The organism is Shinella zoogloeoides, assembly GCF_003574625.1.
Lineage (GTDB): Bacteria > Pseudomonadota > Alphaproteobacteria > Rhizobiales > Rhizobiaceae > Shinella > Shinella zoogloeoides_A.
In genome coordinates this window covers 302,297-329,283 of record NZ_QNUJ01000004.1, presented here as the reverse complement: position 1 = coordinate 329,283, position 26,987 = coordinate 302,297, and the positions used below count along the sequence as shown (strand labels likewise).

At 66.9% G+C, this 26,987-nt stretch carries 17 protein-coding genes; 6 read left to right on the top strand and 11 right to left on the bottom strand.

Translation table 11 applies throughout. The features are described from left to right. The first annotated feature begins 81 nt into the window (after window positions 1–81). Window positions 82–5,967 (top strand): kinesin, encoded by a 5,886-nt coding sequence (locus DSD28_RS09900; RefSeq protein WP_119256216.1) that lies wholly within the window; start codon window positions 82–84, stop codon window positions 5,965–5,967. A gap of 181 nt (window positions 5,968–6,148) precedes the next feature. Further along, complete coding sequence (locus DSD28_RS09895; protein ID WP_119256400.1) at window positions 6,149–7,108, top strand: Tim44 domain-containing protein; 960 nt, start codon at window positions 6,149–6,151, stop codon at window positions 7,106–7,108. A 360-nt stretch (window positions 7,109–7,468) separates the two neighbouring features. Here DSD28_RS09895 and DSD28_RS09890 read toward each other — a convergent pair whose 3' ends face one another. The 4 genes from DSD28_RS09890 to DSD28_RS09875 form a co-directional block, all read right to left on the bottom strand. After that, window positions 7,469–8,086, bottom strand: a complete 618-nt coding sequence (locus DSD28_RS09890; protein WP_432430850.1) for an ABC-type transport auxiliary lipoprotein family protein — start codon at window positions 8,084–8,086, stop codon at window positions 7,469–7,471. A gap of 130 nt (window positions 8,087–8,216) precedes the next feature. Next, window positions 8,217–9,587 carry an MlaD family protein gene (locus DSD28_RS09885; protein WP_119256214.1) on the bottom strand — a complete coding sequence of 457 codons (1,371 nt, stop codon included), beginning with the start codon at window positions 9,585–9,587 and terminating at the stop codon, window positions 8,217–8,219. A 46-nt stretch (window positions 9,588–9,633) separates the two neighbouring features. Further along, window positions 9,634–10,416, bottom strand: a complete 783-nt coding sequence (locus DSD28_RS09880; RefSeq protein ID WP_245424796.1) for an ABC transporter ATP-binding protein — start codon at window positions 10,414–10,416, stop codon at window positions 9,634–9,636. 8 nt (window positions 10,417–10,424) lie between these two features. After that, the gene (locus tag DSD28_RS09875) at window positions 10,425–11,609 is read right to left on the bottom strand and encodes an ABC transporter permease (protein WP_119256212.1); all 1,185 of its coding nucleotides are present in this window, start codon (window positions 11,607–11,609) and stop codon (window positions 10,425–10,427) included. Window positions 11,610–11,704: 95 nt separating this feature from the next. Here DSD28_RS09875 and dgcA point away from each other — a divergent pair, with 95 nt between their 5' ends. Continuing rightward, window positions 11,705–12,688 (top strand): N-acetyl-D-Glu racemase DgcA, encoded by a 984-nt coding sequence (gene dgcA / locus DSD28_RS09870; protein ID WP_119256399.1) that lies wholly within the window; start codon window positions 11,705–11,707, stop codon window positions 12,686–12,688. On the opposite strand, the gene DSD28_RS09865 is transcribed toward dgcA, so the two are convergent. After that, the gene (locus DSD28_RS09865; protein ID WP_119256211.1) at window positions 12,658–13,881 is read right to left on the bottom strand and encodes an MFS transporter; all 1,224 of its coding nucleotides are present in this window, start codon (window positions 13,879–13,881) and stop codon (window positions 12,658–12,660) included. The genes dgcA and DSD28_RS09865 overlap by 31 nt on opposite strands. Window positions 13,882–14,196: 315 nt before the next feature. Further along, complete coding sequence (locus DSD28_RS09855; protein WP_119256209.1) at window positions 14,197–15,042, bottom strand: UDP-2,3-diacylglucosamine diphosphatase; 846 nt, start codon at window positions 15,040–15,042, stop codon at window positions 14,197–14,199. A gap of 233 nt (window positions 15,043–15,275) precedes the next feature. Here DSD28_RS09855 and DSD28_RS09850 point away from each other — a divergent pair, with 233 nt between their 5' ends. After that, window positions 15,276–17,588 (top strand): NADP-dependent malic enzyme, encoded by a 2,313-nt coding sequence (locus tag DSD28_RS09850; protein ID WP_119256208.1) that lies wholly within the window; start codon window positions 15,276–15,278, stop codon window positions 17,586–17,588. A 50-nt stretch (window positions 17,589–17,638) separates the two neighbouring features. Here DSD28_RS09850 and DSD28_RS09845 read toward each other — a convergent pair whose 3' ends face one another. Beyond that, window positions 17,639–19,216, bottom strand: coding sequence for an ABC-F family ATP-binding cassette domain-containing protein (locus DSD28_RS09845; RefSeq protein ID WP_119256207.1), 1,578 nt, complete (start codon window positions 19,214–19,216; stop codon window positions 17,639–17,641). Between the two features lie 240 nt (window positions 19,217–19,456). On the opposite strand from DSD28_RS09845, the gene DSD28_RS09840 reads away from it, so the two are divergent. After that, the gene (locus tag DSD28_RS09840; RefSeq protein ID WP_162911334.1) at window positions 19,457–20,563 is read left to right on the top strand and encodes a DUF2865 domain-containing protein; all 1,107 of its coding nucleotides are present in this window, start codon (window positions 19,457–19,459) and stop codon (window positions 20,561–20,563) included. Between the two features lie 17 nt (window positions 20,564–20,580). Here DSD28_RS09840 and DSD28_RS09835 read toward each other — a convergent pair whose 3' ends face one another. Further along, window positions 20,581–21,399: an SDR family oxidoreductase gene (locus DSD28_RS09835; protein ID WP_119256205.1), complete on the bottom strand. Its 819-nt coding sequence runs from the start codon at window positions 21,397–21,399 to the stop codon at window positions 20,581–20,583. A 198-nt stretch (window positions 21,400–21,597) separates the two neighbouring features. On the opposite strand from DSD28_RS09835, the gene DSD28_RS09830 reads away from it, so the two are divergent. Continuing rightward, window positions 21,598–22,629, top strand: a complete 1,032-nt coding sequence (locus tag DSD28_RS09830) for a LacI family DNA-binding transcriptional regulator (RefSeq protein WP_119256204.1) — start codon at window positions 21,598–21,600, stop codon at window positions 22,627–22,629. On the opposite strand, the gene DSD28_RS09825 is transcribed toward DSD28_RS09830, so the two are convergent. The 3 genes from DSD28_RS09825 to DSD28_RS09815 form a co-directional block, all read right to left on the bottom strand. Next, the gene (locus tag DSD28_RS09825; protein ID WP_162911333.1) at window positions 22,626–24,041 is read right to left on the bottom strand and encodes a diguanylate cyclase domain-containing protein; all 1,416 of its coding nucleotides are present in this window, start codon (window positions 24,039–24,041) and stop codon (window positions 22,626–22,628) included. The two genes, DSD28_RS09830 and DSD28_RS09825, sit on opposite strands and share 4 nt — an antisense overlap. A gap of 171 nt (window positions 24,042–24,212) precedes the next feature. Further along, complete coding sequence (locus DSD28_RS09820; RefSeq protein ID WP_162911332.1) at window positions 24,213–24,971, bottom strand: NYN domain-containing protein; 759 nt, start codon at window positions 24,969–24,971, stop codon at window positions 24,213–24,215. Between the two features lie 95 nt (window positions 24,972–25,066). Beyond that, entirely contained in the window at window positions 25,067–26,746 is a 1,680-nt protein-coding gene (locus DSD28_RS09815; protein ID WP_119256201.1) for an NAD+ synthase, read from the bottom strand. Window positions 26,747–26,987: the final 241 nt, after the last annotated feature.

Below are 26,987 nucleotides of genomic sequence, written 5' to 3'. Positions count from 1 at the left end.
CACCCGGACGGTTCCAGTGCGCCTGAGCAGCGGCAGCGCGCATGAAGGCCGATCCCGGACATGGTAACGAGGCGTAACCGCATGGCGACGAACAAGTCCATTGAGTCGATCGACGAAAAGGCCTTCCAGGCCCTCGAAGAAGCATTGAAGATCGACTTCGACGATCTGGCGCCGGAAACGCCCGCAAAGCAGGACGCCTCGGAGGCCCGCGTGTCGGAACCAGCAAGCCGCATTCCCAACAAGACACAGGAAAAGACGGCGGCCCAGCCGGCCGGCGCAGAGACCCCGCGCAACCTTTCCCCCGAGCCCGGCCCGAAGGCCCCGGTCTTCACGCCGGCCAACGACGGCTCGCGCAAGACGCCGGCCGCGATCCTGAAGTCGCTCGACATGCGCTCCTCGCGCGGCCCGCTACGCATGGCGGTGCTCGCCTCCATCCTCTGGGTCATCGGCGGCCTCGGCGTCGCAAACCTTCTTTATGCGCCGCAGATCTGGCAGATCCGCTCGGTCGCCAACCTCGTCGCCCTGCCCGGCGCCATCGGCATGATCGTCGCCATCGTCATGCCGATCATGCTCTTCTTCGCCTTCGCCATCATGATCGCGCGCGCCCATGAGCTGCGCAGCGCCGCCCGCTCGATGGCCGAGGTCGCCCTTCGCCTGTCCGAGCCGGAAACGGTCGCCACCGACCGCATCATGTCCGTCGGCCAGGCCGTCCGCCGCGAAGTCTCGGCGATGAACGAAGGCATTGAGCGCACCATCGCCCGCGCGACCGAGCTCGAAACCCTCGTGCATTCCGAAGTCAACGCGCTCGAGCGCAGCTATTCCGACAATGAAATGCGCGTACGCACGCTCGTGCAGGAACTCGGCTCCGAGCGCGAGGCGATCGTCAGCCATGCCGAGCGCATCCGCTCCTCGATCTCCGGCGCGCATGAACAGCTGAAAGACGAGCTCGCCAGCGCCGGCGAAAGCATCACGGCGCGCATCGCGACGTCGGGCGAGGCCTTCGCCTCGATGCTCGACACTCGCGCCGCCATGCTGATGGAAAAGTCCGACAGCGCGACGCAGACCATCGGCGCCATGCTCTCGGCCCGCACCGACAGCCTGCTCTCCACGCTCAGCTCTTCCGGCCTTGCGCTCGCCAACGAGTTCGACAGCCGCCTCGACCAGCTGACGGCAAGCCTCGATTCCCGCGGCCGCGACCTGCTGCAGCAGTTCGAGACCCGCGCCTCCTCGCTCGACACCAACACCGAGAAGCTGAACGCCGCCCTCAACGAGCGCGCCAAGCAGCTCAACGAGACGCTGATCGCCCGCACCCGCGAGATCAGCGAAAGCCTCTCCATCGGCCAGCAGGCCGTGACGGGTGGCCTCGACCATGTCCTCCAGTCGATGAACGCAGCGCTGGACGAAAAGGGCGCGCAGTTCCGCCAGAGCCTCAAGAACGCCGCCGACGACACGGTCATGGACCTCGACCTGCGCACCGGCTTCTTCGACGAGCGCATGCAGGCGACGGTCGGCCAGATCGCCAGCGCCTTCGACCAGCGCGTCGAGGAATTCGCGAACGCCTTCGACCAGCGCGCCGGCTCGCTCGACTCCAAGCTGATGGAAAGCCTTGCCCGCATCAACGAGACGGTCGCCAGCGGCCACGATTCCATCGACGGCATCCTCACCTCCAGCATCGAGCGCCTCGGCAACACGCTCACCGACCAGTCCTTCGCGCTGGCGACCACCCTCGCCACCAGCCAGGAAGTCATCGAGCACGCTGTTTCCGGCCATGCCGAATCCATCGGCAACGCCGTCGGCGGTGCGCATGAGCGCATGAGCGCGATCCTCTCCGAAAAGTCCGCGACGCTGCTCGGCGGCCTCGCCGACGTGCAGAACCGCATCGAGACCGGCTTCGGCGCCCGCGCCGACGCGCTCGCGGAAAGCATTTCGGGCAGCGAACGCCGCCTGACGGACGCGCTGGATTCGCGCGGCACCACCATCGCCAGCGACATCCACGCCGCCCAGACCCGCATGGAAGAGGCGCTCAGCGCGCGCGCCAACGCGCTGGTCGAAAGCATCTCGGGCAGCGAGCGCCGGCTGACGGACGCCCTCGACACCCGCGGCGCGACCATTGCCGGCGGCATCGAGGCCGCGCAGGCCCGCATGGAAGACGCGCTCGGCGCCCGCGCCGACGAGATCACCTCGACCATCGCGGCAAGCCACAACCGCATCGACAACGCGCTCACCGAGCGCACGGCCGCCCTCTCCTCCATGCTGAACGAGACCGGCAGCCAGCTCGAGCAATCGGTGGGTTCGGCCGCAAGCCGCGTCGAGACCGCGCTGACGGGCGCCGCTCGCCAGATCGACGAGGTCATCACCGGCCGCACGGCCAACCTCGCCTCGGTCCTTTCCAACAGCGCCGGCTCCATGCAATCCGCCATCGACGCGGCCGCCGACCGCGTTGAAACCGTCCTGACGGAAGGCAGCCAGCAGCTCGGCGGCGTCCTGCATGGCCAGGCGGCCGAGTTCGCCGACGCCTTCTCCGGCCGCGCCGCCGGAATCGCCGAAGCCCTGTCGGGCCGTGCCTCCGAACTCGCCGGTTCGCTCGTCTCTACCCACGAGCAGATCCGCACGACCCTCGACGACCGCATCAATGCGATCAACGTCGCGATCACCGAAGGCCGCAACCAGCTCACCGAGACGCTGAACGACCAGGCGACCTCCATCGGCACGTCCATCGCCACCAGCGCCGGCATGCTGGAAATGTCGCTGGAACAGCACGAGGAAACGCTGCGCCGCACCATCGACGGCAGCGCCGCCCTTCTCGACCAGCGCGTGCGCGAAAGCGCGGGCGCCGTCGCCGAGCGCCTCGGCGAGACCTCCTCGAAGATCGCCGAAGCAGCCCATGCCTTCGGCACCCGCATGGAGCAGACCGTCGACAGCGTCGCAAGCCGCTTCGACACGACGGGCAGCCGGCTGGAGGAAAACCTCGGCAAGCTCGAAGCCCGCATCGAACACAGCGTCGAGAATGTCTCCGGCATCGTCGACACAGCCGCCGCCCGGATTTCGGACACGCTGTCCGAGCGCCTCGCCGATCTCGACCGCGTGGGCGGCGACGTCTCGCTGCGCGTTTCCGACGCCCTTTCCCGCCCGATCGCCGAAGTCGACCGCATCGGCGACGAGACGACCGCGCGCATCGCCGCCGCGCTTGCCGGCCGCGTGGGCGACATCGAACGCATCAGCGTCGACGCCGCCGACCGGATCGAAGGCGCGCTTTCGGGCCGCCTCACCGATATCGAGCGCGTCAGCGCGGATGCCGCCAACCGCATCGAGGGCGCTCTCTCGAACCGCCTCGGCGACATCGAGCGCGTGACCGGCGAAGCCGCCGACCGCATCGACGGAACGCTCGCCGAGCGCGCCACCCAGATCGAGCGCATCACCGGCGAAGCCGCGGCCCGCATTGACGGCACGCTCTCTACCCGCACGGGCGACATCGAGCGCATCTCGACCGAAGCCGCCGAGCGCATCGCCACCACCATCGACGAGAAGACCGGCCGCATCGAGGAACGCCTCGGCACGATGGACCGGGCGCTCACCATCGGTCTCGACAGCGTCAACCGCACCATCGACGGCAAGGCCGCCGGCCTTGCCCAGACGCTGCGCGACGCCGTCTCCCAGGCCGCGCAGGACATGGATGCCGAAGCCATCCGCTCGGCGCAGTCGCTCGCCAAGACCGGCGAGGAATTCGCAAGCCTCAGCAGCACCCTGCGCGGCGCGGTCTCCCGCGCGGCACAGGAAATGGGTGTCGAAGCCCAGCGCGCCGCGGAGAACATCGCCAAGACGGGCGAGGAATTCGCGGAGAACCTTTCGGCCCGCAACGAAGCTTTCACCCGCGCCGTCGAGGAAACCACCTCCTCCGCCGTCGCCCGCTTCGCCGACACGGAAAGCCGCCTCGCAAGCCAGGCCCAGTCCCTGCATAGCGGCCTCGGCGATGTCGAGAAGGCGCTGGAAACGCGCGGCGCCTCCATCCGCACGGCGCTCGACGACCGTACCCGCGAACTCAACTCCATGCTGGCAAGCCGCACGGAGGAACTGTCGCGCCTCATCAACGAGGAAGCCCGTCCGGTCATCGACGACTATGCCGCCGCCGGCCGCGAGGCCGCCGAGCGCATCACCGGCGTCGCCCGCGAGAGCGCCGAGCGCCTGCGTAACGAAAATGCCGCGCTCATCAACGCGATCTCCGCCCGCACCGCCGATACGCTGGCCGCCATTTCGGCCCGCACGGAGGAAGCCGCCGGCACGATGCGCGCCATCGAGAGCGGCCTGCAGTCGAATGTCGAGAGCCTGATCGCCCGCCTTTCGGAAAGCAATGGCGCCATCGCCGGCATGGTCGACGAGGCGAGCCAGACGCTCGGCGCCATCGACGGCCGCCTCACCTCCACGGCAGAGCGCTTCACCGCCTCCGCCGAGCGGGCATCCGACATGGTCTCCACCACGTCGCGCCTGCTCGAAGGCAAGGTCGACCGCCTCTCCGACATTTCCGCCGGCACGCTCTCGCAGATCGGCGGCATCGTCGGCCGCTTCGAGGACCATTCGAAGATCCTGTCGCAGGCCTCCGACCTCCTCGCCGCCGCCCAGTCGAACCTGGTCTCGACGCTGGAAGAGCGGCAGGATGCGCTGCGCTCGCTCTCCGTCGGCCTCGTCCAGCGCTCGGAAGAGATCGAGAAGACCATGCAGTCGCTCGAAGGCATGGTGGAAGGCGTCTTCAGCCGCGCCGAGGAGCGTTCGAACCTGATCGCCGGCAACCTGCGTGGCGGTATCCAGTCCTCCTTCAACGAGGTCGGCCGCATTCTCGGCGAGACCGAGAAGCGCGCGGAAGCAGCCGCCAACACGCTGCGGGACTCGCTGGCCAAGGCCGGCGAGGAAGCCGGCCAGTCGGTGGAAGGCGCCTTCACCCGCGCCGAGGAGCGCACGAAGGAAGTGGCGAACCGCCTGCGCGGCAGCGTCGGCGCCTCGCTCTCCGACGTCGACCGCCTGCTCGCCGAATCCGGCCAGAAGTCGGAAGCCGCGACGACCGTCATGCGCGAAACGTTGCGCCAGGCCGTCGAGGAAGCCGTCGGCAAGTTCTCCGGCGCCACGGAGGAAATCCGCCGCGCCGCCGCCGATATCCGCAAGGAACTCGACCAGACCCGCGGCGAACTGAAGCGCGGTGCCTTCGACCTGCCGGAAGAGGCCAAGGAAAACGCCGCCCAGATGCGCCGCGCCGTCAGCGAGCAGATCAAGGCCCTGCAGGATCTTTCCGACATCATCGGCAAGTCCTCCACGGCGCTGGAAGTCTCCCGCCCGGCCGCGCAAGCAACCGTCGCCCAGCCGGTGCAGCAGCAGCCCCGCGTCGAGCCGCGCCGTGAAGAGCAGCCGGCCCAGCAGTTGCGCGGCAGCCTCGGCATCGAGCGCGCGGCAACCCCCGCCGGCATCCCGCAGCGCGCGCAGCCCCTGCCCGCCGAAGCCGACGCCAAGGCGGCCGGCGAAGGCGGCTGGATGCGCGACCTCCTGCGCGGCGCCGTCTCGCGCGAGGAAGCGCAGTTCGCCCAGCCGCGCGGCGAAGGCCAGGCCGCCCGCCCGGCGGACACCCGCAACCCGCGCCATGTCGTCGAATCGCTGAACTCGCTGTCGGTCGACATCGCCCGCGCCATCGACCACGACGCCTCGGTCGATCTGTGGCGGCGCTACCAGCGCGGCGAGCGCGACGTCTTCACCCGTCGCCTCTACACGCTGAAGGGCCAGCAGACCTTCGACGAGATCAAGCGCAAATACGAGCGCGAGCCGGAATTCCGCACCGCGGTCGACCGCTACATCTCGGACTTCGAGAAGCTGCTCGCCGACGTCGCGCGCAACGACCGCGACAAGGTCATGACGCAGACCTATCTCACCTCGGATACCGGCAAGGTCTACACCATGCTGGCCCATGCCGCCGGCCGCTTCAACTGAGCGGATCGGAACCAGAGTAGAGAACGGCCGCCCCTCGGGGCGGCCGTTCTGCTTTCGGGGAAGGTCGTGAAACCTGCGCCTGCCACCCCATTTTTCACCGCCCGAAACCTTAAAATCGGATGCCCGCCCCTCTATATGCCTTCCGACACAGATGGAACGCAGGGGAAGAGAAGCGAAAATGATGTCGATACAAGGATTTGGCCGCGCGCTCGCAATGGTCGCCGTGGCGCTGATGGTGGTGATGACCGTGGTGGACGTCGCCGAGGCCCGCCGCGCCGGCGGCGGTTTCGGCAGCCGCGGCACGCGCACCTTCTCGACACCCTCGACGACGCGCACCGCGCCGACCGACGCCATGCCGATCGACCGGACCATGACGCGCCAGCCGTCCGCGCAGCAGCCTTCTGCAGGCCGCAACACGACGGCCAACCCGCGCCCCGGCCTCTTCGGCGGCTTCGGCGGCTCGCTTCTCGGCGGTCTCATGCTGGGCGGCCTCGTCGGCATGTTCCTCGGCCACGGGCTCGGCGGCGGCGTCGGCTTCCTCGGCCTCATCCTGCAGGTGCTGCTGATCGCCGGCGTCTTCATGTTCCTGCGCCGCATGTTCGCGCAGACGAACGCGCCCGCCTATTCCGGCAATGCGCGAGGCCAGTACAGCAATGGCGGCTCCGATTTCGAGATCCCGCGCATCGGCGGCGGTGGCCGGCAGGCGCCGCAGCCGAAGGCCGGTGACGAGATCGGCGTCCAGCAGGCGGACCTCGACCAGTTCGAGGGCCTGCTGAAGGAATTGCAGGCAGCCTATGCAGCCGAGGATTTCCGCACGCTTCGCCAGATCACAACGCCGGAAGCGATGTCCTATCTCGCGGAGGAAATCGGCGACAACGCCACGAAGGGTCTCCGAAACGAGGTCCGCGACATCCATCTCGTCCAGGGCGACGTGGCGGAAGCCTGGCGGGAAGGCGCGGATGACTACGCGACCGTCGCGATGCGCTATGAAAGCATCGACGTGATGCGCGACCGTTCGAGCGGCCGTGTCGTTTCCGGCGATCCGGACAATCTCACCGAGGCCGTGGAAGTGTGGACATTCCTGCGCCGCAACGGCGGCGAGTGGAAAGTCTCGGCCATCCAGGGCGTCGAAGCCGCGTGATGGAGGGGCGCCCGCCCCTCATCCCGCTGCCGCGACCTTCTCCCCGCAAGCGGGGAGAAGGCGAGGATGCTCGCCTCTCCTGAAACGTTCAGGTCCTTGGGAAGGGAAACCCTATCATCCCTCCCTTCGCCCCGCTTGCGGGGAGAAGGTGGCCGGCAGGCTAGATGAAGAACATTTTCTGGAGGGACGCTCGCTCTCGTTCCGCTGCCGCGACACTCTCCCCGCAAGCGGAGAGAAGGCGAGGATGCCTGCCTTTCCTGAAACATTCAGGTCCTTTGGAAGGGAATCCCTGTCATCCCTCCCTTCGCCCCGCTTGCGGGGAGAAGGTGGCCGGCAGGCCGGATGAGGGGCATTTCCGGATCAGATGGACTTCAGCGTCCAGCCGACGATATCGGCGGTCACCGTCGCAAAAGCCGCATCGAGCCCCTTCACGAAAGCCGTGCTATCCGCACCGCGCACCGGAGCCGTCGCGCGAAAAACCTTCTGCGTGCGCACCGTGCCGTTGCGGTCATTGAGCAGCTTGGCGGAAATCTCCACGACGGCCGTCGCCGTGCCCGAGGTCTGCACCTCGAAGGTGCGGATATCGGTGACGACCTGATAGTCGATGGCCAGCCCCTGCCCCGGCATGCCGACGCCGCCGACGCGGCCGGTATTCTCGAAGGCCTGCACGAGCTTCGCCTGCACCATCTTGCTCAGGCTGTCGCTCCACTGCGACTTGGCGAGATACTGGATTTCGGAGGACGACGGGCGGATGACGATCTGGTCGCTGTCGATTGCCTTGAGGGCGGAAGGCTGCGGCACGAGGATCTGCCGGTTCTTCGCCGAAGGGCCTTCCGCAGAGGCCGTGGCCGAGAGGCTGAACGTGTCGTTCTTCGCAGGCGCCCCGCCGCAGGCGGCGAGCGTTGCCGCCAGAACGGCGATGAGAGCGGCGCGCGCCGCAGTCCCGTTCCGCAACAACTCCATACCCGATACCGTCATTTCATCCTCAAACCCTGGGAATCAATGTGTAGCAGCGGCACGGCACGCTGTCACGGTTGCGCGAGCGGACAAATTCGCGTCCGCCTGCTGCGGCCTCCCCGATGTGGGGATAGAGCCACACTTCGGGCCGTTACCGCCGGGTGCGCCCGTCATATTGCTTGACGGTGTCGCCGCCGAAGAGCAGGCGCTGCGGATTGCGCTCGAAGCCGGAAATGGCGCTGTCGAGATTCTGGACCGTCCGGCGCGTGTCGAGCACGAGAGCCTCGACGTCGCGCAGGCCCGAGCCCGAGAAGCGCTGCAGGCCATCGGCGATGGGGCCGATGCGGCCGTTCAGCGTATCGGCGGCCTGCTTGATCGATTGCAGCGTCGCCTTGGCCTCGGCGAAGAGCGATTCGGAATCGCCCTCGCCCAGGAAGCCGTCGAGCTTGGCCAGCACGCCGTCGACGCGCGTGGACGCGGCGTTCAGCTTGTTCGACATCTGCTTCACGTCGGTGATGATCTGGTCGATGTCTTCCTTGCGCTCGCCGATGCGGTTGGCAACGCCCGTGACGGAGGCGATCGCCTTGCGGGCATCGTCCGTCGCGACTGAGATATTGTCGATCGCGCCGCTGACCTTCTGCGCGTCGACGGCAGCCATCAGCGTATCGACCTTGTCGAGCGTCTCGCTGGCGCGCTTGCCGAAGGCGTCGAAGGTCTCGGCCGTCTTGCGGAAGCCCTCGACGGTCGCCTTCACGTCGCCCGAGGCGTCCGCGATGTCCCTGCTGACCTTGTCGACATTGCCGACGAAGTCCTCGACCTTCTTCGGATCGACGGCCTTGATGAGCGAATCGACGGAGGCGAGCGTGGAGTCCAGCCGGCCGGAAAGGTTCCTGAACGTATCCGACAGCCCGCCGACGCTTTTCAGGAACTCGTCGATGTTCTCGCCGTTGCGCGCTAGCGAATCGGAGAACTTCTCCGCGTTGCGGATCGTGTTGGTGAGCGGACCACGCGCATCGGCGACGAAGCCCTGAATATCGGAAATCGCCGTGTCCGCGCGCTTCAGGATCTTGTCGGCGGTCGAAAGGATGTTCGTAACGCTCGACTGCTCGGCCTGGAGGACGGCGGTCGTCTCGTTGTCGAAGGCCTCGCGCAGGATGTTCGGATCGCCCGCATTGCCGCCGCCGAGTTCGATATAGGCCGCGCCCGTCAGGCCCTGCACTTCCAGCACCGCGCTGGTCGACTTCTTCACCGGCGCGCTCGTCAGCACCTCCGTCATGGCGACGGAAAAGCGCGGATCCTTGGAATCGATGGCGAGGCTGCGCACCGAGCCGACGGGAATGCCGTTGAAGCGCACCGGCGAGCCGACGGAAAGGCCGTTGGCCGAGCCCGGAATGCGGATCGCCAGCTGCGCCATGTCACCGCCGCGCCCGTATTGCGACATCCAGTAGACGAAGACGAAGGCGGCCGCCATGACCAGCACGGTGAAGAAACCGACGAGGGCGTAGTTGGCTTTCGTTTCCATGCGTCCATCCTGCCGCAATTCTATTCGCCGGGGCCGAAAGGTCCCGTTATTCCTGCTTCCGCACGATCGACCGTGCCCGCTTGCCCCGGAAATAGGACTGCACCCACGGATCGTCGAAGGCCAGCATGTCCTCGATCGTGCCTTCGACCAGAACCTTCTTCTGCCCGAGCACGGCGATGCGGTCGCATACCGAAAACAGGCTGTCGAGGTCGTGAGTCACCATATACACGGTGAGGCCAAGGGTGTCGCGCAGTTTGGCGATCAACTCGTCGAATTCCGCCGCGCCGATGGGATCGAGGCCCGAGGTCGGCTCGTCGAGGAAGACCAGCGCCGGATCGAGCGCCAGCGCGCGGGCCAGCGCCGCGCGCTTGATCATGCCGCCGGAAAGCTCGGAGGGGAACTTGTCCGCCGCCTCGGGCGCAAGGCCGACCAGCTCGATCTTGAGGCGCGCCAGCTCGTCCATCATCGCCTGCGGCAGGTCGAGATATTCGCGCATCGGCACCTGGATGTTCTCCTTCACCGTCAGCGAAGAAAATAGCGCGCCCTGCTGGAAGAGCACGCCGAGCTTCATGTCGAGCGCCAGCCTCTGGGCTTCCGATGCCTTGTCGAAATCCGTGCCGAAGATGCGGATATTGCCCGAGCGGCGCGGCAGGAGGCGCAGCACGGTGCGCATCAGCACCGACTTGCCGGTGCCCGACGCGCCGACGAAGCCGAGGATTTCTCCGCGATAGATGTCGAGGTTGAGCCTGTCGAGGACGATGTTGCTGCCGAAACCAACGGTCAGATCCTTGACCGAGAGCACCACGTCGTCCTGTTTTGCCGGATCCATGGGCATCCCTAGAAATTGATAGCGGCGTAGAACATGGCGAACAGCCCATCGACCAGGATGACGACGAAGATCGCCTTCACCACCGAGGCGGTGACGTGCCGGCCGAGCGATTCGGCGCTGCCGCCGACCTTCAGGCCCTCCACCGAGGCAACGATGCCGATGATGAGGGCCATGAACGGCGCCTTGATCATGCCCGAGACGATGGTCGAAAGGTCGATCGCCTCGCGCAGGCGCGACTGGAACGTGTCGAAGGTGATGCCGGAATAGGCCCAGGCGACGACCGCCGCGCCCGCAAGGGCCGCGAAGTTGGCGATGATTGTCAGGAGCGGCAGCGCTACGGTCAACGCGACGAGCCGCGGGAAGACGAGCACGCCGATGGGGCTGAGGCCCATGACCTTCAGCGCATCGATCTCCTCGCGCATCTTCATCGAGCCGATTTCGGCCGTGATGGCGCTGCCGGAGCGGCCGGCGATCATGATCGCCGTCAGCAGCACGCCGATCTCGCGGAGCTGGAGGATACCGACGAGGTCGACCACGAAGACTTCCGCGCCGAAATAGCGGAGCTGGAAAGCGCCCTGCTGCGCGATGATCGCCCCGATGAGGAAGGACATCAGGAGGATGATCGGCACGGCGCGCACGCCCATATGGTCGATCTGGTTCACGATGGCGGCCGGCGATACGCCGCTCCTGCGGCCGAGCTTGAGCTGCGCGCCGCGCACCGCCGAGCCGAGGATGAACATCGCCGCGACGGCATCGTCCCAGAGATTGTACATGATCTTGCCGACCGGCGCGAACAGGCGCTCGAACAGGGTGCCGGGCGGGCGCTTGTCCTCGCCGGGCTCGGCGAGCGTTTCCGGCAGGGCGGATATCAGGTCGGCATAGCGCGTGCCCTTGTGGTCGCTGACGCTGACCTCGCCCCCCTTGGCCTGCCGCGCGGTGATGGCGCGGCGCAGCAGCCAGGCGCCGGCGGTGTCCATCTCGTCCACGGCGCTGAGATCGATTTCGAGCGTCCCGCCCTCGCCGCTCGCGATCTTGTCGAGCCGCTTGCCGGCGGCGACGGCGGTCGTGTTGATCCAGGGACCAGAGAGACGCCAGATCTCCCCGCCATTGTCCGGCAGGCGCTCGGTCGCGATTTCGGCTGTGGGGCTGGCGGCGGTCAAGTCTCTTGCATCTTCCCGTGCTTGGGACAACATGCGCCTGTCTTACCGGCTCGCCGGCCATCTGTCACCGAACGAACCGCCGAAAGCCTCACTCCGCCCCGAAATTTTCTGCCCTGTCAGGATTGATCATGCGCCGCACACTCCTCGCCCAAACCGAAAGCTTCCCCATTGCCGGGGCCTTTACCATTTCGCGCGGCGCGAAGACGACGGCCGAGGTGGTGACCTGCGCGATAGGCGCCTCGGGCCTTTCCGGCCGCGGCGAATGCGTGCCCTATGCCCGCTACGGCGAATCGGTCGCCGGCGTGCTCGACGCCATCGAGGCGATGCGCGGCGCTATCGAGGACGGCATGGGCCGGGAGGACCTCGCCCGCGCCATGCCCGCAGGCGCGGCGCGCAACGCCCTCGACTGCGCGCTCTGGGACCTCGAAGCCAAACTCTCCGGCGTGCCGACCTGGCAGGTCATCGACACCGCCGCTCCGCAAAAGCTCGTCACCGCCTATACGCTCTCGCTCGGCGAGCCGGAGGCGATGCAGCGCCAGGCGGCCGAACATGCCTGGCGGCCGCTGCTGAAGGTCAAGGTCGGCACGCCGGACGATGCCGCCCGCATCCGCGCGGTGCGCGCCGGCGCGCCGGAAAGCGCCATCATCCTCGACGCCAACGAGGGCTGGACGCCGGAAAACCTCGCCCATCATTTCGCGCTCTGCGCCGAAGCGCGCATCGCCCTCGTCGAGCAGCCGCTTCCCGCCGGGGGCGATTCGGCGCTGCGCGACCATGCGCGCCCCATCCCGGTCTGCGCCGATGAGAGCGTGCACCGCACGCAGGACGTGGCGGCGCTCGCCGGCCGCTACGATGCGGTCAACATCAAGCTCGACAAGACCGGCGGGCTGACGGAGGCGCTGGCGCTGAGGCAGGCCGCGCGCGACCACGGCCTCAAGATAATGGTGGGCTGCATGGTCGGCACGTCGCTCGGCATGGCCCCGGCGGTGCTTTTAGCGCAAGGCGCCGATTTCGTCGATCTAGACGGCCCGCTGCTGCTGGCTCGCGACCGGGAACCCGGCCTTCACTACGAAGGCTCGAACGTCTATCCGCCGGAAGCCACGCTCTGGGGCTGATCGCCCAGGCGCGGCGCGGCGAACCGCCCTGCGACGACGCAGACGAGCCCCGCCGCCGCGATGACGGACATCAGATAGAACCCGTCGACGCCGTACCAGTTGAAGGCATAGCCGGAGATGAAGGTGGCCGCCGCCATGAAGATGCCGGTGTAGAAGAAATAGAGCCCCTGCGCCGCCGCCTCCTGCTCCTCCGCCACGCGCTCGACCATGCGGCTCTGCACGCTGACATGCAGGAGCGCGAAGGTGAAGGCGTGCAGGCATTGCAGCACGAAATAGCCGGCGAACGGCATTTCGAGCGGAAAGACCAGCCAGCGCCCGACCGCAGCCGAACAGCCGAAGATCATCATGGACCACAGATTGAATCGCCGCCGCAACCGGACGGCACAGGCGAAGAGGATCACCTCGGCAAGGACGCCGACGCTCCAGAGAAGGCCGATATCCGTGCCGCTGAAGCCCTTCTTGCGCCAGTAGATCACCGAGAAGGCATAGAGCATGGCATGGCTCGCATTGACCAGCGAAACGCCGATCAGCATGAGCTGCACGTCGCGCTGCCTGAGCGTGCGCGCCGCCGGCATGGTGGCGATCGCCGCGATGGGGGACGGACGGCGCGGCCGGCCGATCTTCGGCACGATCACCGCCCCCACCACCGTCAGCGCGAAGGCCGCGGCCATCGCCGGCAGCACCATCGCGCCGCCATAGAGCCCGGCAAGCCAGCCGCCGATCATCGTCGCCACGATGAAGGCGAGCGAGCCCCACAGCCGCATCCGGCTATAGTCGAAATTCCAGCGCCGCACGCCCGAAAGCGCGATGGCGTCGGTGATCGGTACATAGGGCGAGTAGACCGCGCATTGCAGCGTATAGAGCAGGAGTACCGGCCAGAAACCGTGCACGCCGAAGAACAGGAGCGCCGTCGCCAGCGACAGCACGCCCGACCACATGAGCACGACCGAGCGCTCACCGATCCGGTCCGCAATGACGCCCGCCGCAGGCGCGGTGAAGACACGCACGAACATCGGCAGGGCGAGCACGATGCCGATCTGGAAATCGTTCATCGACAGGGTTTCGAGCCAGACCGGGAAGAACGGCAGCGCAATGCCGTTGACCATCATCGGCGCGCAGAAGACGAGGGCGATGCGCGCGGCAAAATACGGCGGCGCGCCGGCGGTCACGGTAAACCCGGAAGGGGCAGTCATTGGCGGGGAACCTGCGTTGGAACGCCCTCCGCTCTATCACGCCGATATACGTACGCCAATCCGCTATTTCTGCGGGTGGCGGCGGATAATTCTGCGAGGCGGCACCTCCCCGCGAGAGCGGCAATCGCGATGGATGCCGCGCCCCTCATCCGGCCTGCCGGCCACCTTCTCCTTGGCTGCGGGGCGAAGGGGATATGCCGCACCGGTTTCCCCAATTTCCCCCAACGTCGCTTGGGGCAAGTTCCCTCTCCCCGCCTGCGGGGAGAGGGTTAGGGTGAGGGGCAAGCCCCAAAGATTGCCCTAACGAAAATCCCCCTACGCAGCCTCCACGCCGGCCGGCTCCCGCACCTCGATGGCGGGCATCTGGCGCGAGACCGGCAGGACCTCGACGGGGGCTGCGGCCATCTGCTGCCAGGTGATCAGCTCCATCCGGCCGTCGTCGTGCTCGGCGATGGCCGTGCAGCTTTCCACCCAGTCGCCGCTGTTGATGTAGCGGATGCCGTCGATCTCGGTGATCACGGCATGGTGGATATGGCCGCAGATGACGCCGTCCGCATCGTTGCGGCGCGCCTCCTCGACGACGACCCTCTGGAATTCGCCGATGAAGTTCACGGCCGTCTTCACCTGCTGCTTGGCCCAGGAGGAAAAGGACCAGTAGGGCAGCCCCAGCCGGCGGCGGATGGCGGCGAAGACGACGTTGATCGCGATGGCCGCGTCATAGGCCCAGTCGCCGAGATAGGCGACGACGCGGGCATGGCGCACCACCACGTCGAACTCGTCGCCGTGCAGCACGAGGTAGCGCCGACCGTCGGCGGCCTCGTGGATGATGCGCTCGGCCACCTCGACGCCGCCGAAATGCGTGCCGGGGAAGTCGCGCAGGAATTCGTCATGGTTACCGGGAATGTAGACGATGCGGGTGCCCTTTCGGGCCTTGCGCAGGAGCTTCTGCGTCACGTCGTTGAAGGCCTGCGGCCAGTACCAGTTGCGCTTGAGGCGCCAGCCGTCGACGATGTCGCCGACGAGCACGATGGTCTCCGCTTCGTGATGCCGCAGGAAGTCGATCAGGAAGTCCGCCTTGGCGGCCTTCGATCCGAGATGCACGTCCGAGATGAACAGCGTGCGGAAGTGGCGGACATTGGGGTCGACGGGGGTCGCGGTCATGCGTCTGTCTCCGGGTGGCCGGCCGCCGCGATCCTCTTCGGACGGGCGGCTTTCCTCCCGTTGAAAACCAGACTCCTGTTTCAGATTGATGACACACCTATGCCTTTTCCGGCAGCAAATAGGCATTGCACAGGCCGGCGATTGCGGCTTTATGGAAGACTCCGGAAACTTACCGTTGCGGCGGCTTCGCCCCCGAGAAACCGCGACGAAAACAGCATATGGCAGGACGTATCATGAGCACGGCTGATAAATCGAGGACGCAGGACGGCCCCGCAAGCGGCGACATCGACCAGCAGGCCCTCTTCTTCCACCGTCATCCGCGCCCCGGCAAGCTGGAGATCAACCCGACCAAGCCGCTCGGCAACCAGCGCGACCTCGCGCTCGCCTATTCTCCGGGCGTCGCCGCGCCCTGTCTTGCGATCCGCGACGATCCGAACACCGCCGCCGACTATACCGCCCGCGCCAACCTCGTCGCGGTCGTCTCCAACGGCACGGCCGTGCTCGGCCTCGGCAATATCGGCCCCCTCGCCTCCAAGCCGGTGATGGAGGGCAAGGCCGTCCTCTTCAAGAAATTCGCCGGCATCGACGTCTTCGACATCGAGATCGACGCGCCGACCGTCGGCGAGATGGTCGATGTCGTCTCGGCGCTGGAGCCAACCTTCGGCGGCATCAACCTGGAAGACATCAAGGCGCCGGAATGCTTCGAGGTGGAGCGCCAGCTCCGCGAGAAGATGGACATCCCCGTCTTCCACGACGACCAGCACGGCACGGCGATCATCGTCGCGGCCGCCGTCCTGAACGGACTGGAGCTTGCCGGCAAGTCGCTGCCCGACGCCAAGATCGTCGCTTCCGGCGCTGGCGCTGCCGCTCTTGCCTGCCTCAACCAGCTCGTCGCCCTCGGCGCGAAGGTCGAGAACATCTGGGTCCACGACATCGAGGGCGTCGTCTACAAGGGCCGCGAAGAGCTGATGGACCAGTGGAAGGCCGTCTACGCGCAGGAGACGGACAAGCGCCAGCTTTCCGAGACCATCGACGGCGCCGACGTCTTCCTCGGCCTTTCGGCCGCCGGCGTGCTGAAGCCGGAGCTTCTCGTGCGCATGGCGGAAAAGCCGCTGATCATGGCACTCGCCAACCCGAAGCCGGAGATCATGCCGGAGGAGGCGCGCGCCGCCCGCCCCGACGCGATGATCTGCACCGGCCGCTCCGATTTCCCCAACCAGGTCAACAACGTCCTCTGCTTCCCCTACATCTTCCGCGGCGCGCTCGATTGCGGCGCGCGCACGATCAACGAGGAGATGAAGATGGCGGCCGTGCGGGCCATCGCCGCGCTCGCCCGCGAGGAAGTGTCCGACGTTGCCGCCCGCGCCTATTCCGGCGATACGCCGAGCTTCGGCCCGAACTACCTGATCCCCTCGCCCTTCGACCAGCGCCTCATCCTGCGCATCGCGCCGGCCGTCGCGCGCGCCGCGGCCGAAACCGGCGTCGCCTCGCGGCCGATCACCGATTTCGACGCCTATCTCGACCAGCTCAACCGCTTCGTCTGGCGCTCCGGCTTCATCATGAAGCCGATCTTCGCCGCCGCGAGGAAGGCCGAGAAGAAGCGCGTGATCTTCGCCGAAGGCGAGGACGAGCGCGTGCTGCGCGCCGCGCAGGTGCTGCTGGAAGAGGAGATCGCCAAGCCGATCCTCATCGGCCGTCCGCAGATCATCGAGGCGCGCCTCAACCGCTACGGCCTGCGCATCCGCCCGAACACCGATTTCGCCGTGGTCAACCCGGAAGACGATCCGCGCTACCGCGACTATGTAGACGACTATTTCCGCATCGTCGGCCGCCGCGGCGTGATCCCGGAGGCCGCCCGCACCATCGTGCGCACCAACCAGACGGTCATCGGCGCGCTCGCCGTCAAGCGCGGCGAGGCCGATGCGCTGATCTGCGGCGTCGAAGGCCGCTACGCCAAGCACCTGCGCGACGTCAGCCAGATCATCGGCAAGAAGGAAGGCGTGCTCGACTTCTCCGCGCTCAGCCTGCTCATCTCGCAGCGCGGCGCCACCTTCTTCACCGACACCTATGTGACGATGGACCCGACGGCCGAGGAGGTCGCGCAGATGACCGTCATGGCCGCGCAGGAAATCCGCCGCTTCGGCATCACGCCCCGCGCCGCCCTCGTCTCGCATTCCAATTTCGGTTCGCGGGATTCGAATAGCAGCTTCAAGATGCGCAAGGCGATGGAGATCGTCCGCCAGGTGGACCCGACGCTGGAAGCCGATGGCGAAATGCACGGCGATTCGGCGATCTCCGAGGTGCTGCGCCAGCGCGTCATGCCGGATTCGACGCTCACCGGCGAGGCCAACCTGCTGGTCTTCCCGAACCTCGACGCCGCCAACATCACGCTCGGCGTGGTGAAGACGATGACGGACAGCCTGCATGTCGGCCCGATCCTGCTTGGCGCGGCCATGCCCGCCCACATCCTCTCGCCGTCCGTCACCTCGCGCGGTGTCGTCAACATGGCCGCGCTCGCCGTGGTGGAAGCCTCCAACCCGGCCTGAGCCGCGCCATCCGCCTTATGAAACGGCCGCCTTCCGGCGGCCGTTTTCGTTCAGAGTTCCAGCCGGCGCGTGATATCGATAGCTTGCAGGAACGGCTCATCGTGGCTGACTACCAGCAGCGCGCCGTCATAGGATCGCAAACCCGCCTCCACCGCCTCGATGGAATCGATGTCCAGATGGTTCGTCGGCTCGTCGAGGATGAGAAGCGCCGGCGGCCTGGCCCCGCCGAGTACGGCGGCAAGGCCGGCGCGGAGCATCTGCCCACCGCTCAGGCTTCCGGCGACCTGCAAGGCCGCATCCGCCCGGAACATGAAACGCGCCAGCGCCGCGCGGCAGGCATTCTCGTCGGCCTCGGGATTGATGCGCCGGAAGTTGTCGCGGATCGACAGCGCCGGGTCGAGCAGGCTGACGCGCTGGTCCAGCATCGCGGCATCGGTGAAGAGGCGCACGCTCCCCTGCCAAGGCTGCAACTGTCCGGTGACGAGCGCGAGGAACGTCGTCTTGCCGGAGCCGTTCGGCCCCGTCACCGCGACCCGCTCCGGCCCGGTCATCGCGAAGGAAAGGTCGCGGATCACCGGCCGTTCCGGCAGATAGCCGGCCGTCACGCCCTCCATGCGCAGCACCGTCCGGCTTGCTGGAAGATGCGTCGGCGGCACGGAGACGGTGAGCGGCTGGAGGACCTCGATGCGCTCGCGCGCCGTCGTCACCGCCTCGGCCGCCTGCGCCTGCCGGCTTTCGGCAAGCCGCGCATTCGCGCCGCTCGTCAGCTCGCTCCGCTCCTTCATCGCGCCCAGCATGATGCGCGGAATGTCGCCTCGCGCCTTCTTGCGGCGCCCGGCGCTGTCCTTGCGTGCCTTGCGCTCGGCAACGGCCTGCGCTGTGCGCGCGATATCGACCGCATGCTTTTCCGCGTCAGCAAGGTCGCGATGCGCGGCCGCAAGCTCCAGCGCCTTTCGCGCGCGATAGGCGCTCCAGTTGCCGCCGTAGCGCGTCGCGCCGAGGCCTGTCAGCTCGACGATGGCGTCCATCGTGTCGAGAAGTTCGCGGTCGTGGCTGACGACGATGGCGCCCGCCCGCCAGCCGGCGAGCATGTCGATGACCGCCCGCCGCCCATCGCGGTCGAGATTGTTGGTCGGCTCATCGAGCAGCAGGAAATCCGGCTCGCGGAAGATGAGGGCGGCAAGCGCCGCCCGCGTCCCCTGCCCGCCGGAAAGCGCGGCCAGCGGCGTTCCCGCCTCCGCCTCCAGCCCGACGCGGGCGAGCGCGGCGGCAAGCCGGGCCTCCAGCGTCCAGTCGGCCCCGGCAAGCGCCTCGGCGCTCGCCTCGCCGCGCTCGGCGCGGGCAAGAAGGTCGAGCGCTTCGGCAATGCCGAAGAGATCGGCAACCGTTTCGTCCGGCGCGATTTGCACGCTCTGGCGCAGGAGGCCGAGCGTGCCGTCGACCGTGACGGAGCCGGATTGCGGCGCAAGATCGCCGGTAACGAGCTTCAGCAGCGCCGTCTTGCCGACGCCGTTGCGGCCGACAAGGCCGGCGCGCTCGGAGCCGAAGGTCAGGTCGAGATCGGAAAGAAGCGTGTGCCCGTCAGGCGTCGACCACGTGATTTTCGAAAGTGTGATGGAATGCGGCATGGATACGGATTTCCCCGAGGACAAAACGAAGTCGGTTTGCGGTCGGGTCGAATTCCATGGCGCACCATCCGGTCGGCATTGACGATGGCCGATATCTAGGGCCCTGCGGCGGCGGTTGCAAGGCAGGCCCGTTAATCACAAATGCGGGAGAACGTTGCGATCCCCTCCGCGCGGCCTATGATGAAGCCTCGAAAACGGCCTTCAGGCCCAAGGAATTCAAGCATTCAGGGATCGATCGACGTGAAGGCACGTGCCCGTCTTCTTTTCGCCGCTCTCGCCGGCCTGCCGCTCATCCTTTCGGGCGGCACGGCGGCGGCGGGCGTGTGCGAGGGCATCCGGGCCGAGCTTGCGAACCTGCCAAAAGTCGTCGTCGACACGGCGAGCGCCCGCAAATATGCCAGTGCGATCGCCCGGCAGAACATCCAGTTGCGCAAGGCGAAGAGCGACCAGCGGCGCCTGCGCTGCTCCAGCGGCAGCATCATCGTGATCGGCGGACCGAATGCCGATGCCTGCGCGACGCTCGCCTCCGTCATCGGCCGCATGGAGCAGAACATCCAGGTGCTCGACGGCAAGCGGCGGGAGTTTGCCGGCGGCGTGTCATCTTCAGGCAAGCGGAACCGCCTGCTTGCGGCCCTGGAGGCCAATGGCTGCAACGACGAGCCGGAAATCATGCCGGTCGCCGCGACCGAGCCCCTGCGCACGCTCGACGACACCCGCACCCTGCCGCTCGGCACGGCGCCGGAGGGCAGCGAGCGGCTGGAGCTGCGCTCGCTCGGCGGCAGCTCAGGCCATGGCAACCTGCGCACCGTCTGCGTGCGCACCTGCGACGGCGGCTTCTTCCCGATCTCCTCGAGCGCGACGCCCCTCGACTTCCGCCGCGACCAGAAGGTCTGCGAGATGATGTGCCCGCAGACGCCGACGGAGCTCTTCTATCAGTCGATGTCGAGCGGCCAGGAAACCGAGCAGATGACCTCGACGGTCACCGGGCGCCCCTATTACGAATTACAGAACGCCTTCGCCTACCGCACACGCGATCTCTCCAGACCCGGCGATTGCGGCTGCAATCTCTCGGCCTATTATCAGGAGATGATCAGGCGCGAGAAGGCGGTCGAAGGCAACGGCACGACCGCCGGCACCGGCGAAGCGGGCGGCGGCAAGAACGGTTCCGTCACCACAATCCGCACCCTGCCGAAGAAGGAAACGGTCGCCGAAAAGCCGCCGGTCGCCGTCGAGGAACGCGACTACGATCCCGCAAAAAGCAAGGTGCGCACCGTCGGCCCGGTCTTCCTGCCGGAGAACTCCACCGCCATCGACCTCGGCCGCCCGGCCGACGCCGACGTCAACTGACGCCGGCGGCCGGCCGCTCAGAGCGGCGCTTCGGGATGGGGCGAGCCGTCATAGGCGCCCCAGATCGACTGGTCGAAGCAGATGACCGAACCCGTCATCAGGCCGGATTCCGCCGAGGAAAGATAGGCGCAGGCCCGCGCCACTTCCGCCGGATCGACGAGCCGGCCGAACGGCTGGGCCGCCGCCGCCTTCGCCAGCCAGTCCTCCGCCGCACCGTGATATTCACGCTGGATGCGGTCCTCGCCTTCGGAAGCCATCCAGCCGATATTGAGGCCGTTGACGCGGATGCGGTTGCGCAGAACGGCATAGGCCGTGTTCTTCGTCAGCGTCTCCAGCGCGCCCTTGGAGGCGCAATAGGTCGAGATGAAGGGCTGGCCCGCCTTGGCGGACATGGAACCGATATTGACGATCGTGCCCTCGATCTTCTCGCGCCGCATCACCTTGATCGCCTCCTGCATCAGGAAGAACGGCGCGCGCACATTGACGGCGAACATCCTGTCGAAGAGTTCCGGGCTCGTATCGAGGATCGTGCCGCGATCCGTGAGGGCGGCGGCATTGACCAGCGCGTCGATGCGCCCGAAAGCCTTGTCCGCGGCGGCGATCACCGCCCTTGCATCGTCGACCTTTTCGAGATCCGCCTGCACATAGACGGTCTTCACGCCCGTCATCTCCGAAATCTCCCGCGCCTTCGCCTCGCCCTTGGCCGCGTTGCGGCCGCAGATGACGAGGCCGGCCGCGCCGCGCTCGGCGAAAAGCCGGGCGATCGTCGCGCCGAGCCCCTGCGTCCCCCCGGTGACGACGGCGATCCTGCCGTCGAGTCGTGCACCATCGCTCATTGCATTCCTCCTCCGGGCCTCGTCACGAGGCCGCTTCCCATTGACTCTTTTTCTTAGCCGTGGCGGCCATCCATCTGTTTCGGAAGGCTTTCCTTCGAAAAGCGGATATCCGGCGGCATGCGATATCGAACGGGAACTATACGGCCTACCCCGATCCGCGATAGATCGGGAAACCATCAAAAATCCATCAGGAACGCCATGGCCCATCCCTTCCTCGTCAAGGACATCGCCTTCCAGGCCGGCCTCAGCACGGCGACCGTCGACCGCGTGCTGAACGGCCGCCCGGGCGTGCGCCGGCAGACGGCGGCACGCGTGCATGCGGCCATCATCGAGCTGGAACGCCAAGCCGCGGCGCAGGACAGTCCCGCCCGCCTGCATGGCATCGACGTGGTCATAGAGGCGCCGGATCGCTTCACCAGCGCTGTGCGCCGCGCCTTCGAAAGCGAGGCGGCGACATTCGCCGCCGCCGTTTTCCGTGCGCGCTTCCATTTCGCCGAGCTCATCCGCCCGGCGGACATGGCGCAGATGCTCGACCGCATCCGCCTGCGCGGCACCGACGGCGTCGCGCTCAAGGCGGCGGACGTGCCGGAAGTGGCCGGCGCGGTCGCCCGGCTGGAAGCGGCGGGAATACCCGTCGTCACGCTGGTGACGGACCTGCCCAACACGCCGCGCACCGCCTATGCCGGCGCGGACAACCGCGCCGCCGGCGAAACGGCGGCCTATCTCATCGGCGAGCGGCTGAAGGGCGAAAGGCTCCATATCCTTGTCACGCTCAGCTCCAACCGCTTCCGCGGCGAGGAGGAGCGCGAGATCGGCTTTCGCCGGCTGATGCGCGAGTGCTATCCCGAACTCGGCATCGTCGAAGTCAGCGAGGGTTTCGGCCGCGATACGGCGACCGGTGCCCTCGTCGCCGCGGCCCTTGCAAGGCACCCGGACATTGCCGGTGTCTATTCCATCGGCGGCGGAAACCGCGCCGTGCTCTCGGCCTTCGAGGCGGCGGCAAGACCCTGCCGGATCTATGTCGGGCATGACCTCGATGCCGAAAATCTCGATCTCCTGCGGGCGGGAAAGCTCTCCTTCGTGCTGCACCACGACCTGCGCACGGATGCGCGGCGGGTCTTCGAGGCGGTGCTTGCCCGAAAGCGCCCGCGGCAGGCCGGCGGCCCGGCGCGGCTCTCGGCCGTCGAAGTGGTGACGCCCTTCAATATTCCGGCCGACCTTATCCGCTAGGCGGCGTGCGTGCTCGCGACGTTCTCGATGTCGCCGGCATGGACGGCGCGGTTACGGCCGGCGTTCTTGGCCGCATAGAGCGCGGCGTCGGCCTTCACCATGACATCGTGAACGGTTCCGCCATGGACCGGGAACTGCGCGATGCCGGCACTGCCGCCGATCAGCAGCAGATGGGCGCCATAGGCGATGGGCAGCTGCGTATCGAGCACGAGGTTGCCGGCCAGCGCCAGAAGGCTTTCGCGGTCATGCTCGCCAGCCAGCAGCACGCAGAATTCGTCGCCGCCGAGCCGCGCCACGCAGCCCTGCCCGCCGACCCGGTCGGAAAAGCGACGGGCGACGGCCTGCAGCACGATATCGCCCGCCACATGGCCATGCCGGTCGTTGACCGCCTTGAACCGGTCGAGGTCGATGGAGAGGATGGAAAAGCCCTTGCCCGCGCCCTCGGCGTGAAGCAGGTCCTCGTCGAAGCCGCTGCGGTTCCTCAGCCCTGTCAGCGGATCGTGCCGGGCGAGAAAGGCATTCTTTTCCTCGCTGCGCTGCAGCGCCCGGACGAGAGCGGCAAAGCGGGCCGCACCGAAGAGCATCACGCCGGCAAAGACCAGCACGAACAGCGCGATCTGCGGCAACGCCGAGTGCCAGACGAAGGAGCCCGGCATGTTCGGACGCCACGAGGCGACCATGGGATTATAGGCATCGGCACCGACAGACGTCATCGCCAACCCGGGCTCCACGCTGACGATGGGAACGAAGGCAAGGCCATGCACGCCGAGCCGCCGTTCCGCATCGGCCAGCATCTTCTGCGAGATCGGCTTGACCGTGACGAGCAGGGTGGGCTGCAGACGCCCTGCCGGGATATAGAGCGTCTTCGGAACGACCGCCTGCACGACGACGATGCTCATCGTGCCCTCGATGAGCCGCATGCCGGTGACGTGGATCTGCGGCAGCGCCGGCGTCAGAAGGTCGGGATCCTCCTTTGCGGGGGCAACCTGCCAGCCGCCCCGATCGGGCGAAAGCGCATTGCGGTAGGCCCGCTCGGCCTTGCGGGTGAGATCGCTCACCCATTGCAGCTTCTCGCGGGCCTTGCGGTCCGAGACCTTCTCGCCGCGATGCACGCCGAGAACCTTTTCCCCATCCGGCGAGGCGAAGATCATCCATGAGAAGCCGAAATCCGACCACATCCAGTCGCGGATCTGGTCATGCACGAAAGCCTCGCCGGGCATGCCGTTCGCCAGTTCCCTGAAGGTCTTGTCCCAGAAGGAAAGCTGGCTCTGATACTGCACCACCTGATCGATCTGGTGGCTGAACTCGTTGCGGACCAGCGTGCGCTCGGTCTCGATGACGAAGCTGTCGGACCGGTCGATGGCATGGTCGAGGACGAGATAATTGGCGGCGCCGAACAGAACGACAATCATGACGGCCGTCATCCGGATTGCCGTCCCGACACCGCGCCGTCGCCTCGCCCGCCCCTTTTCCGCCCTGCCCGCCATCATTTCCCCTGTCCGGCCATCCGGTTTTCCGGATTGTTGGGGGAAGGCTAGCGGACAGACGGCAAAATTCGCTTAAACAGGCTGGTGAGCGAAAGCTTAACCCACGACTGCAACGGAAGGCTGCCCGTTATCGACAACCTTCTTCAGCGCGCACTTGCCGACGCGCACCTTCCTGTTGCTGTCGGCCAGTTCGGCGCCGGAAAAGGCGAGCAGCTTGCAAAGCTGGCTATGCCCGTAGGTCTTGACCTCAAAGCCCGGCGCGCATTCCTTCAAGGCCTTCATCATGTCCGGCAGGCCAACCCAATCGCCGCCATCCAGCCGCGGCGCCGCGACAAAGGCCCGCTGGAGGAGATCGGCCTCCAGCCTGCGCGGCGCAGATGCATTGCTTGCCGGCGGCGCGGCCCTGGTGCAGACAATTGCCGGCTTGCTGCCCTTCGCCACCTCCACGAAAGCATCGCACGCCTGCCTGAAATGGGCCGACACCGCTGCGCTGCCGAGGCCGATAACGGTTTTTCCCTCCTGCCGGATGCGCATCGCCAGTTGCGTGAAGTCTCCGTCGCAGGTGGCGATGCAGAAGACGTCCACCTCGTTCCGGCAAAGCATTTCGACGGCATCGATGACGAGCGCGATGTCCGCACCGTTCTTGCCTGTCGTGCCCCCGGCCGTTTGGCGCGGCGTCAGTGCATGGCGCGGCGCGGCGTCAAGCCAGGAAGCAAGATGTTGCCGCGCGAAGTCGCCATAGAGCCGCCGCTCCCGCACAAGGCCGTGCCGTGCCGCCTCGTCGACAATCCTTGCCGCTGCCGAGACCGACACGTTCTCCGCATCGATGAGAACCGCTACATGCTGCACCGTCATGGCCATCGCCTCCGCCATTTTGCGGAAACGATAACAAAAGGCGGCGCCGTCGCAATCGACACCACCGCCTTTTGCTTGCAACGGTTAATGCGAAACTACCCCCGGTCACGGAAGCGGTTGGTGATCGGGTAGCGGCGGTCGCGGCCGAAATTCTTGCGGGTGATCTTCACGCCCGGCGCGGACTGGCGGCGCTTGTATTCGGCGATGTAGAGCAGGTGCTCGATGCGGTGGACGGTCGCCGCGTCGTGGCCGCGCGCGACGATCTCCTCCGTGCTCATCTCCATTTCGACGAGGCATTCGAGGATGTCGTCGAGCACCGGATAAGGCGGCAGCGAATCCTGGTCGGTCTGGTTGGGCCGCAGTTCCGCGGACGGAGCCTTGTCGATGATGTTGTGCGGAATGACCTCGCCCGAGGGGCCGAGCGCGCCCGGCGGCACATGCCCGTTGCGCCAGCGCGACAGGCCGTAGACCTGCATCTTGTAGAGGTCCTTGATGGGATTGAAGCCGCCGTTCATATCGCCGTAAAGCGTGGCGTAGCCGACCGACATTTCCGACTTGTTGCCGGTCGTGACGACCATCGAGCCGAACTTGTTGGAGATCGCCATGAGGATCGTGCCGCGCGCGCGGCTCTGAAGGTTCTCCTCGGTGATCCCCTCGTCCGTCCCCTCGAAAAGCTCGGAGAGCGAAGAGAGGAAGCCGCTGACCGGCGCCTCGATTGGCACGATGTCGTAGCGGCAACCGAGCGCCTTCGCGCAATCGGCCGCGTCCTTCAGCGAGTCCTTCGATGTGTAGCGGTAGGGCAGCATGACGCAGCGCACCCGCTCCTCACCGAGCGCGTCCACGGCGATGGCCGCGCAGATCGCCGAGTCGATGCCGCCGGAAAGGCCGAGCACGACATTCTTGAAGCCGTTCTTGTTGACGTAGTCGCGGAAGCCGAGAAGGCATGCGCGATAATCCGCCTCCTCCCGCTCGGGAATGCGCGACATCGGCCCGCCGTCGCAGACCCAGCTCCCGCCGTGCTTTTTCCAGGTGGTGAGCGCGATCGTCTCTTCGAACTGGCTCATCTGGAAGGCGAGCGTCTTGTCCGCGTTGAAGGCGAAGCTCGCGCCGTCGAAGACAAGTTCGTCCTGCCCGCCGAGCTGGTTGGCGTAGAGGAGCGGCAGGCCGGTCTCGATCACCTGTTTCAGGGCGACCTGATGGCGCATGTCCACCTTGCCGCGATAATAGGGCGAGCCATTCGGCGACAGCAGGATTTCCGCGCCGCTCTCGGCCAGCGTCTCGCAGACGCCGAGATCGCCCCAGATATCCTCGCAGATCGGAATGCCGAGCCGCACGCCGCGGAAATTGACCGGGCCGGGCATGGCGCCCTGGTCGAAGACGCGCTTCTCGTCGAACTCGCCGTAGTTCGGCAGGTCCACCTTGTCGCGCACCGCGATCACCTTGCCGCCGTCGAGCACGGCGACGGCATTGTATCGCCCGGTCTCGTCCTGGCGCGGAAAACCGATGACGACGCCGGGGCCGCCCTTCGCCGTATCGGCGGCAAGGTCGTCGATCGCCCGGCGGCAGGCCTTCAGGAAGGCTGGCTTGAGCACAAGATCCTCCGGCGGATAGCCGGAGATGAAGAGTTCCGTCAGGAGCAGGAGATCGGCGCCCTGCCGGGCCGCATCCTCGCGGGCGGCGCGCGCCTTGGCGAGGTTGCCGGCGACGTCGCCGACCGTCGGGTTCAATTGCGCGACAGCGATGCGCAGCGTGGTCTTTTCAGTCTCGGAAGTCATGTCTGCGGACCCGTCTCCTGCTCGTGTCCGCCTTTCCCGCGCGATGCCGGAGGAAACGACGGACGGTCGATACGCTCTTTAGAGCATGGCTGGCGTTTTGGGAATGAACGGCGGCCGGTTTGCATTCGATTTCGGCAAAATCCGTCGTTTTTCAGGGGGTTCGCGACCATTGCCGCAATGCAACAGAAGGAACCAAAGCACGCCGGAAACGTTGGGCAAGCCATTCATGTTCTGTTCAAGA

Excerpts from the sequence above, each read along its gene's own strand:
- DSD28_RS09900 (WP_119256216.1), top strand. The coding sequence starts at position 82 with ATGGCGACGAACAAGTCCATTGAGTCGATCGACGAAAAGGCCTTCCAG.
- DSD28_RS09895 (WP_119256400.1), top strand. The coding sequence starts at position 6,149 with ATGTCGATACAAGGATTTGGCCGCGCGCTCGCAATGGTCGCCGTGGCG.
- DSD28_RS09890 (WP_432430850.1), bottom strand. The coding sequence starts at position 8,086 with ATGACGGTATCGGGTATGGAGTTGTTGCGGAACGGGACTGCGGCGCGC.
- DSD28_RS09885 (WP_119256214.1), bottom strand. The coding sequence starts at position 9,587 with ATGGAAACGAAAGCCAACTACGCCCTCGTCGGTTTCTTCACCGTGCTG.
- DSD28_RS09880 (WP_245424796.1), bottom strand. The coding sequence starts at position 10,416 with ATGGATCCGGCAAAACAGGACGACGTGGTGCTCTCGGTCAAGGATCTG.
- DSD28_RS09875 (WP_119256212.1), bottom strand. The coding sequence starts at position 11,609 with ATGTTGTCCCAAGCACGGGAAGATGCAAGAGACTTGACCGCCGCCAGC.
- dgcA (WP_119256399.1), top strand. The coding sequence starts at position 11,705 with ATGCGCCGCACACTCCTCGCCCAAACCGAAAGCTTCCCCATTGCCGGG.
- DSD28_RS09865 (WP_119256211.1), bottom strand. The coding sequence starts at position 13,881 with ATGACTGCCCCTTCCGGGTTTACCGTGACCGCCGGCGCGCCGCCGTAT.
- DSD28_RS09855 (WP_119256209.1), bottom strand. The coding sequence starts at position 15,042 with ATGACCGCGACCCCCGTCGACCCCAATGTCCGCCACTTCCGCACGCTG.
- DSD28_RS09850 (WP_119256208.1), top strand. The coding sequence starts at position 15,276 with ATGAGCACGGCTGATAAATCGAGGACGCAGGACGGCCCCGCAAGCGGC.
- DSD28_RS09845 (WP_119256207.1), bottom strand. The coding sequence starts at position 19,216 with ATGCCGCATTCCATCACACTTTCGAAAATCACGTGGTCGACGCCTGAC.
- DSD28_RS09835 (WP_119256205.1), bottom strand. The coding sequence starts at position 21,399 with ATGAGCGATGGTGCACGACTCGACGGCAGGATCGCCGTCGTCACCGGG.
- DSD28_RS09830 (WP_119256204.1), top strand. The coding sequence starts at position 21,598 with ATGGCCCATCCCTTCCTCGTCAAGGACATCGCCTTCCAGGCCGGCCTC.
- DSD28_RS09825 (WP_162911333.1), bottom strand. The coding sequence starts at position 24,041 with ATGATTGTCGTTCTGTTCGGCGCCGCCAATTATCTCGTCCTCGACCAT.
- DSD28_RS09820 (WP_162911332.1), bottom strand. The coding sequence starts at position 24,971 with ATGACGGTGCAGCATGTAGCGGTTCTCATCGATGCGGAGAACGTGTCG.
- DSD28_RS09815 (WP_119256201.1), bottom strand. The coding sequence starts at position 26,746 with ATGACTTCCGAGACTGAAAAGACCACGCTGCGCATCGCTGTCGCGCAA.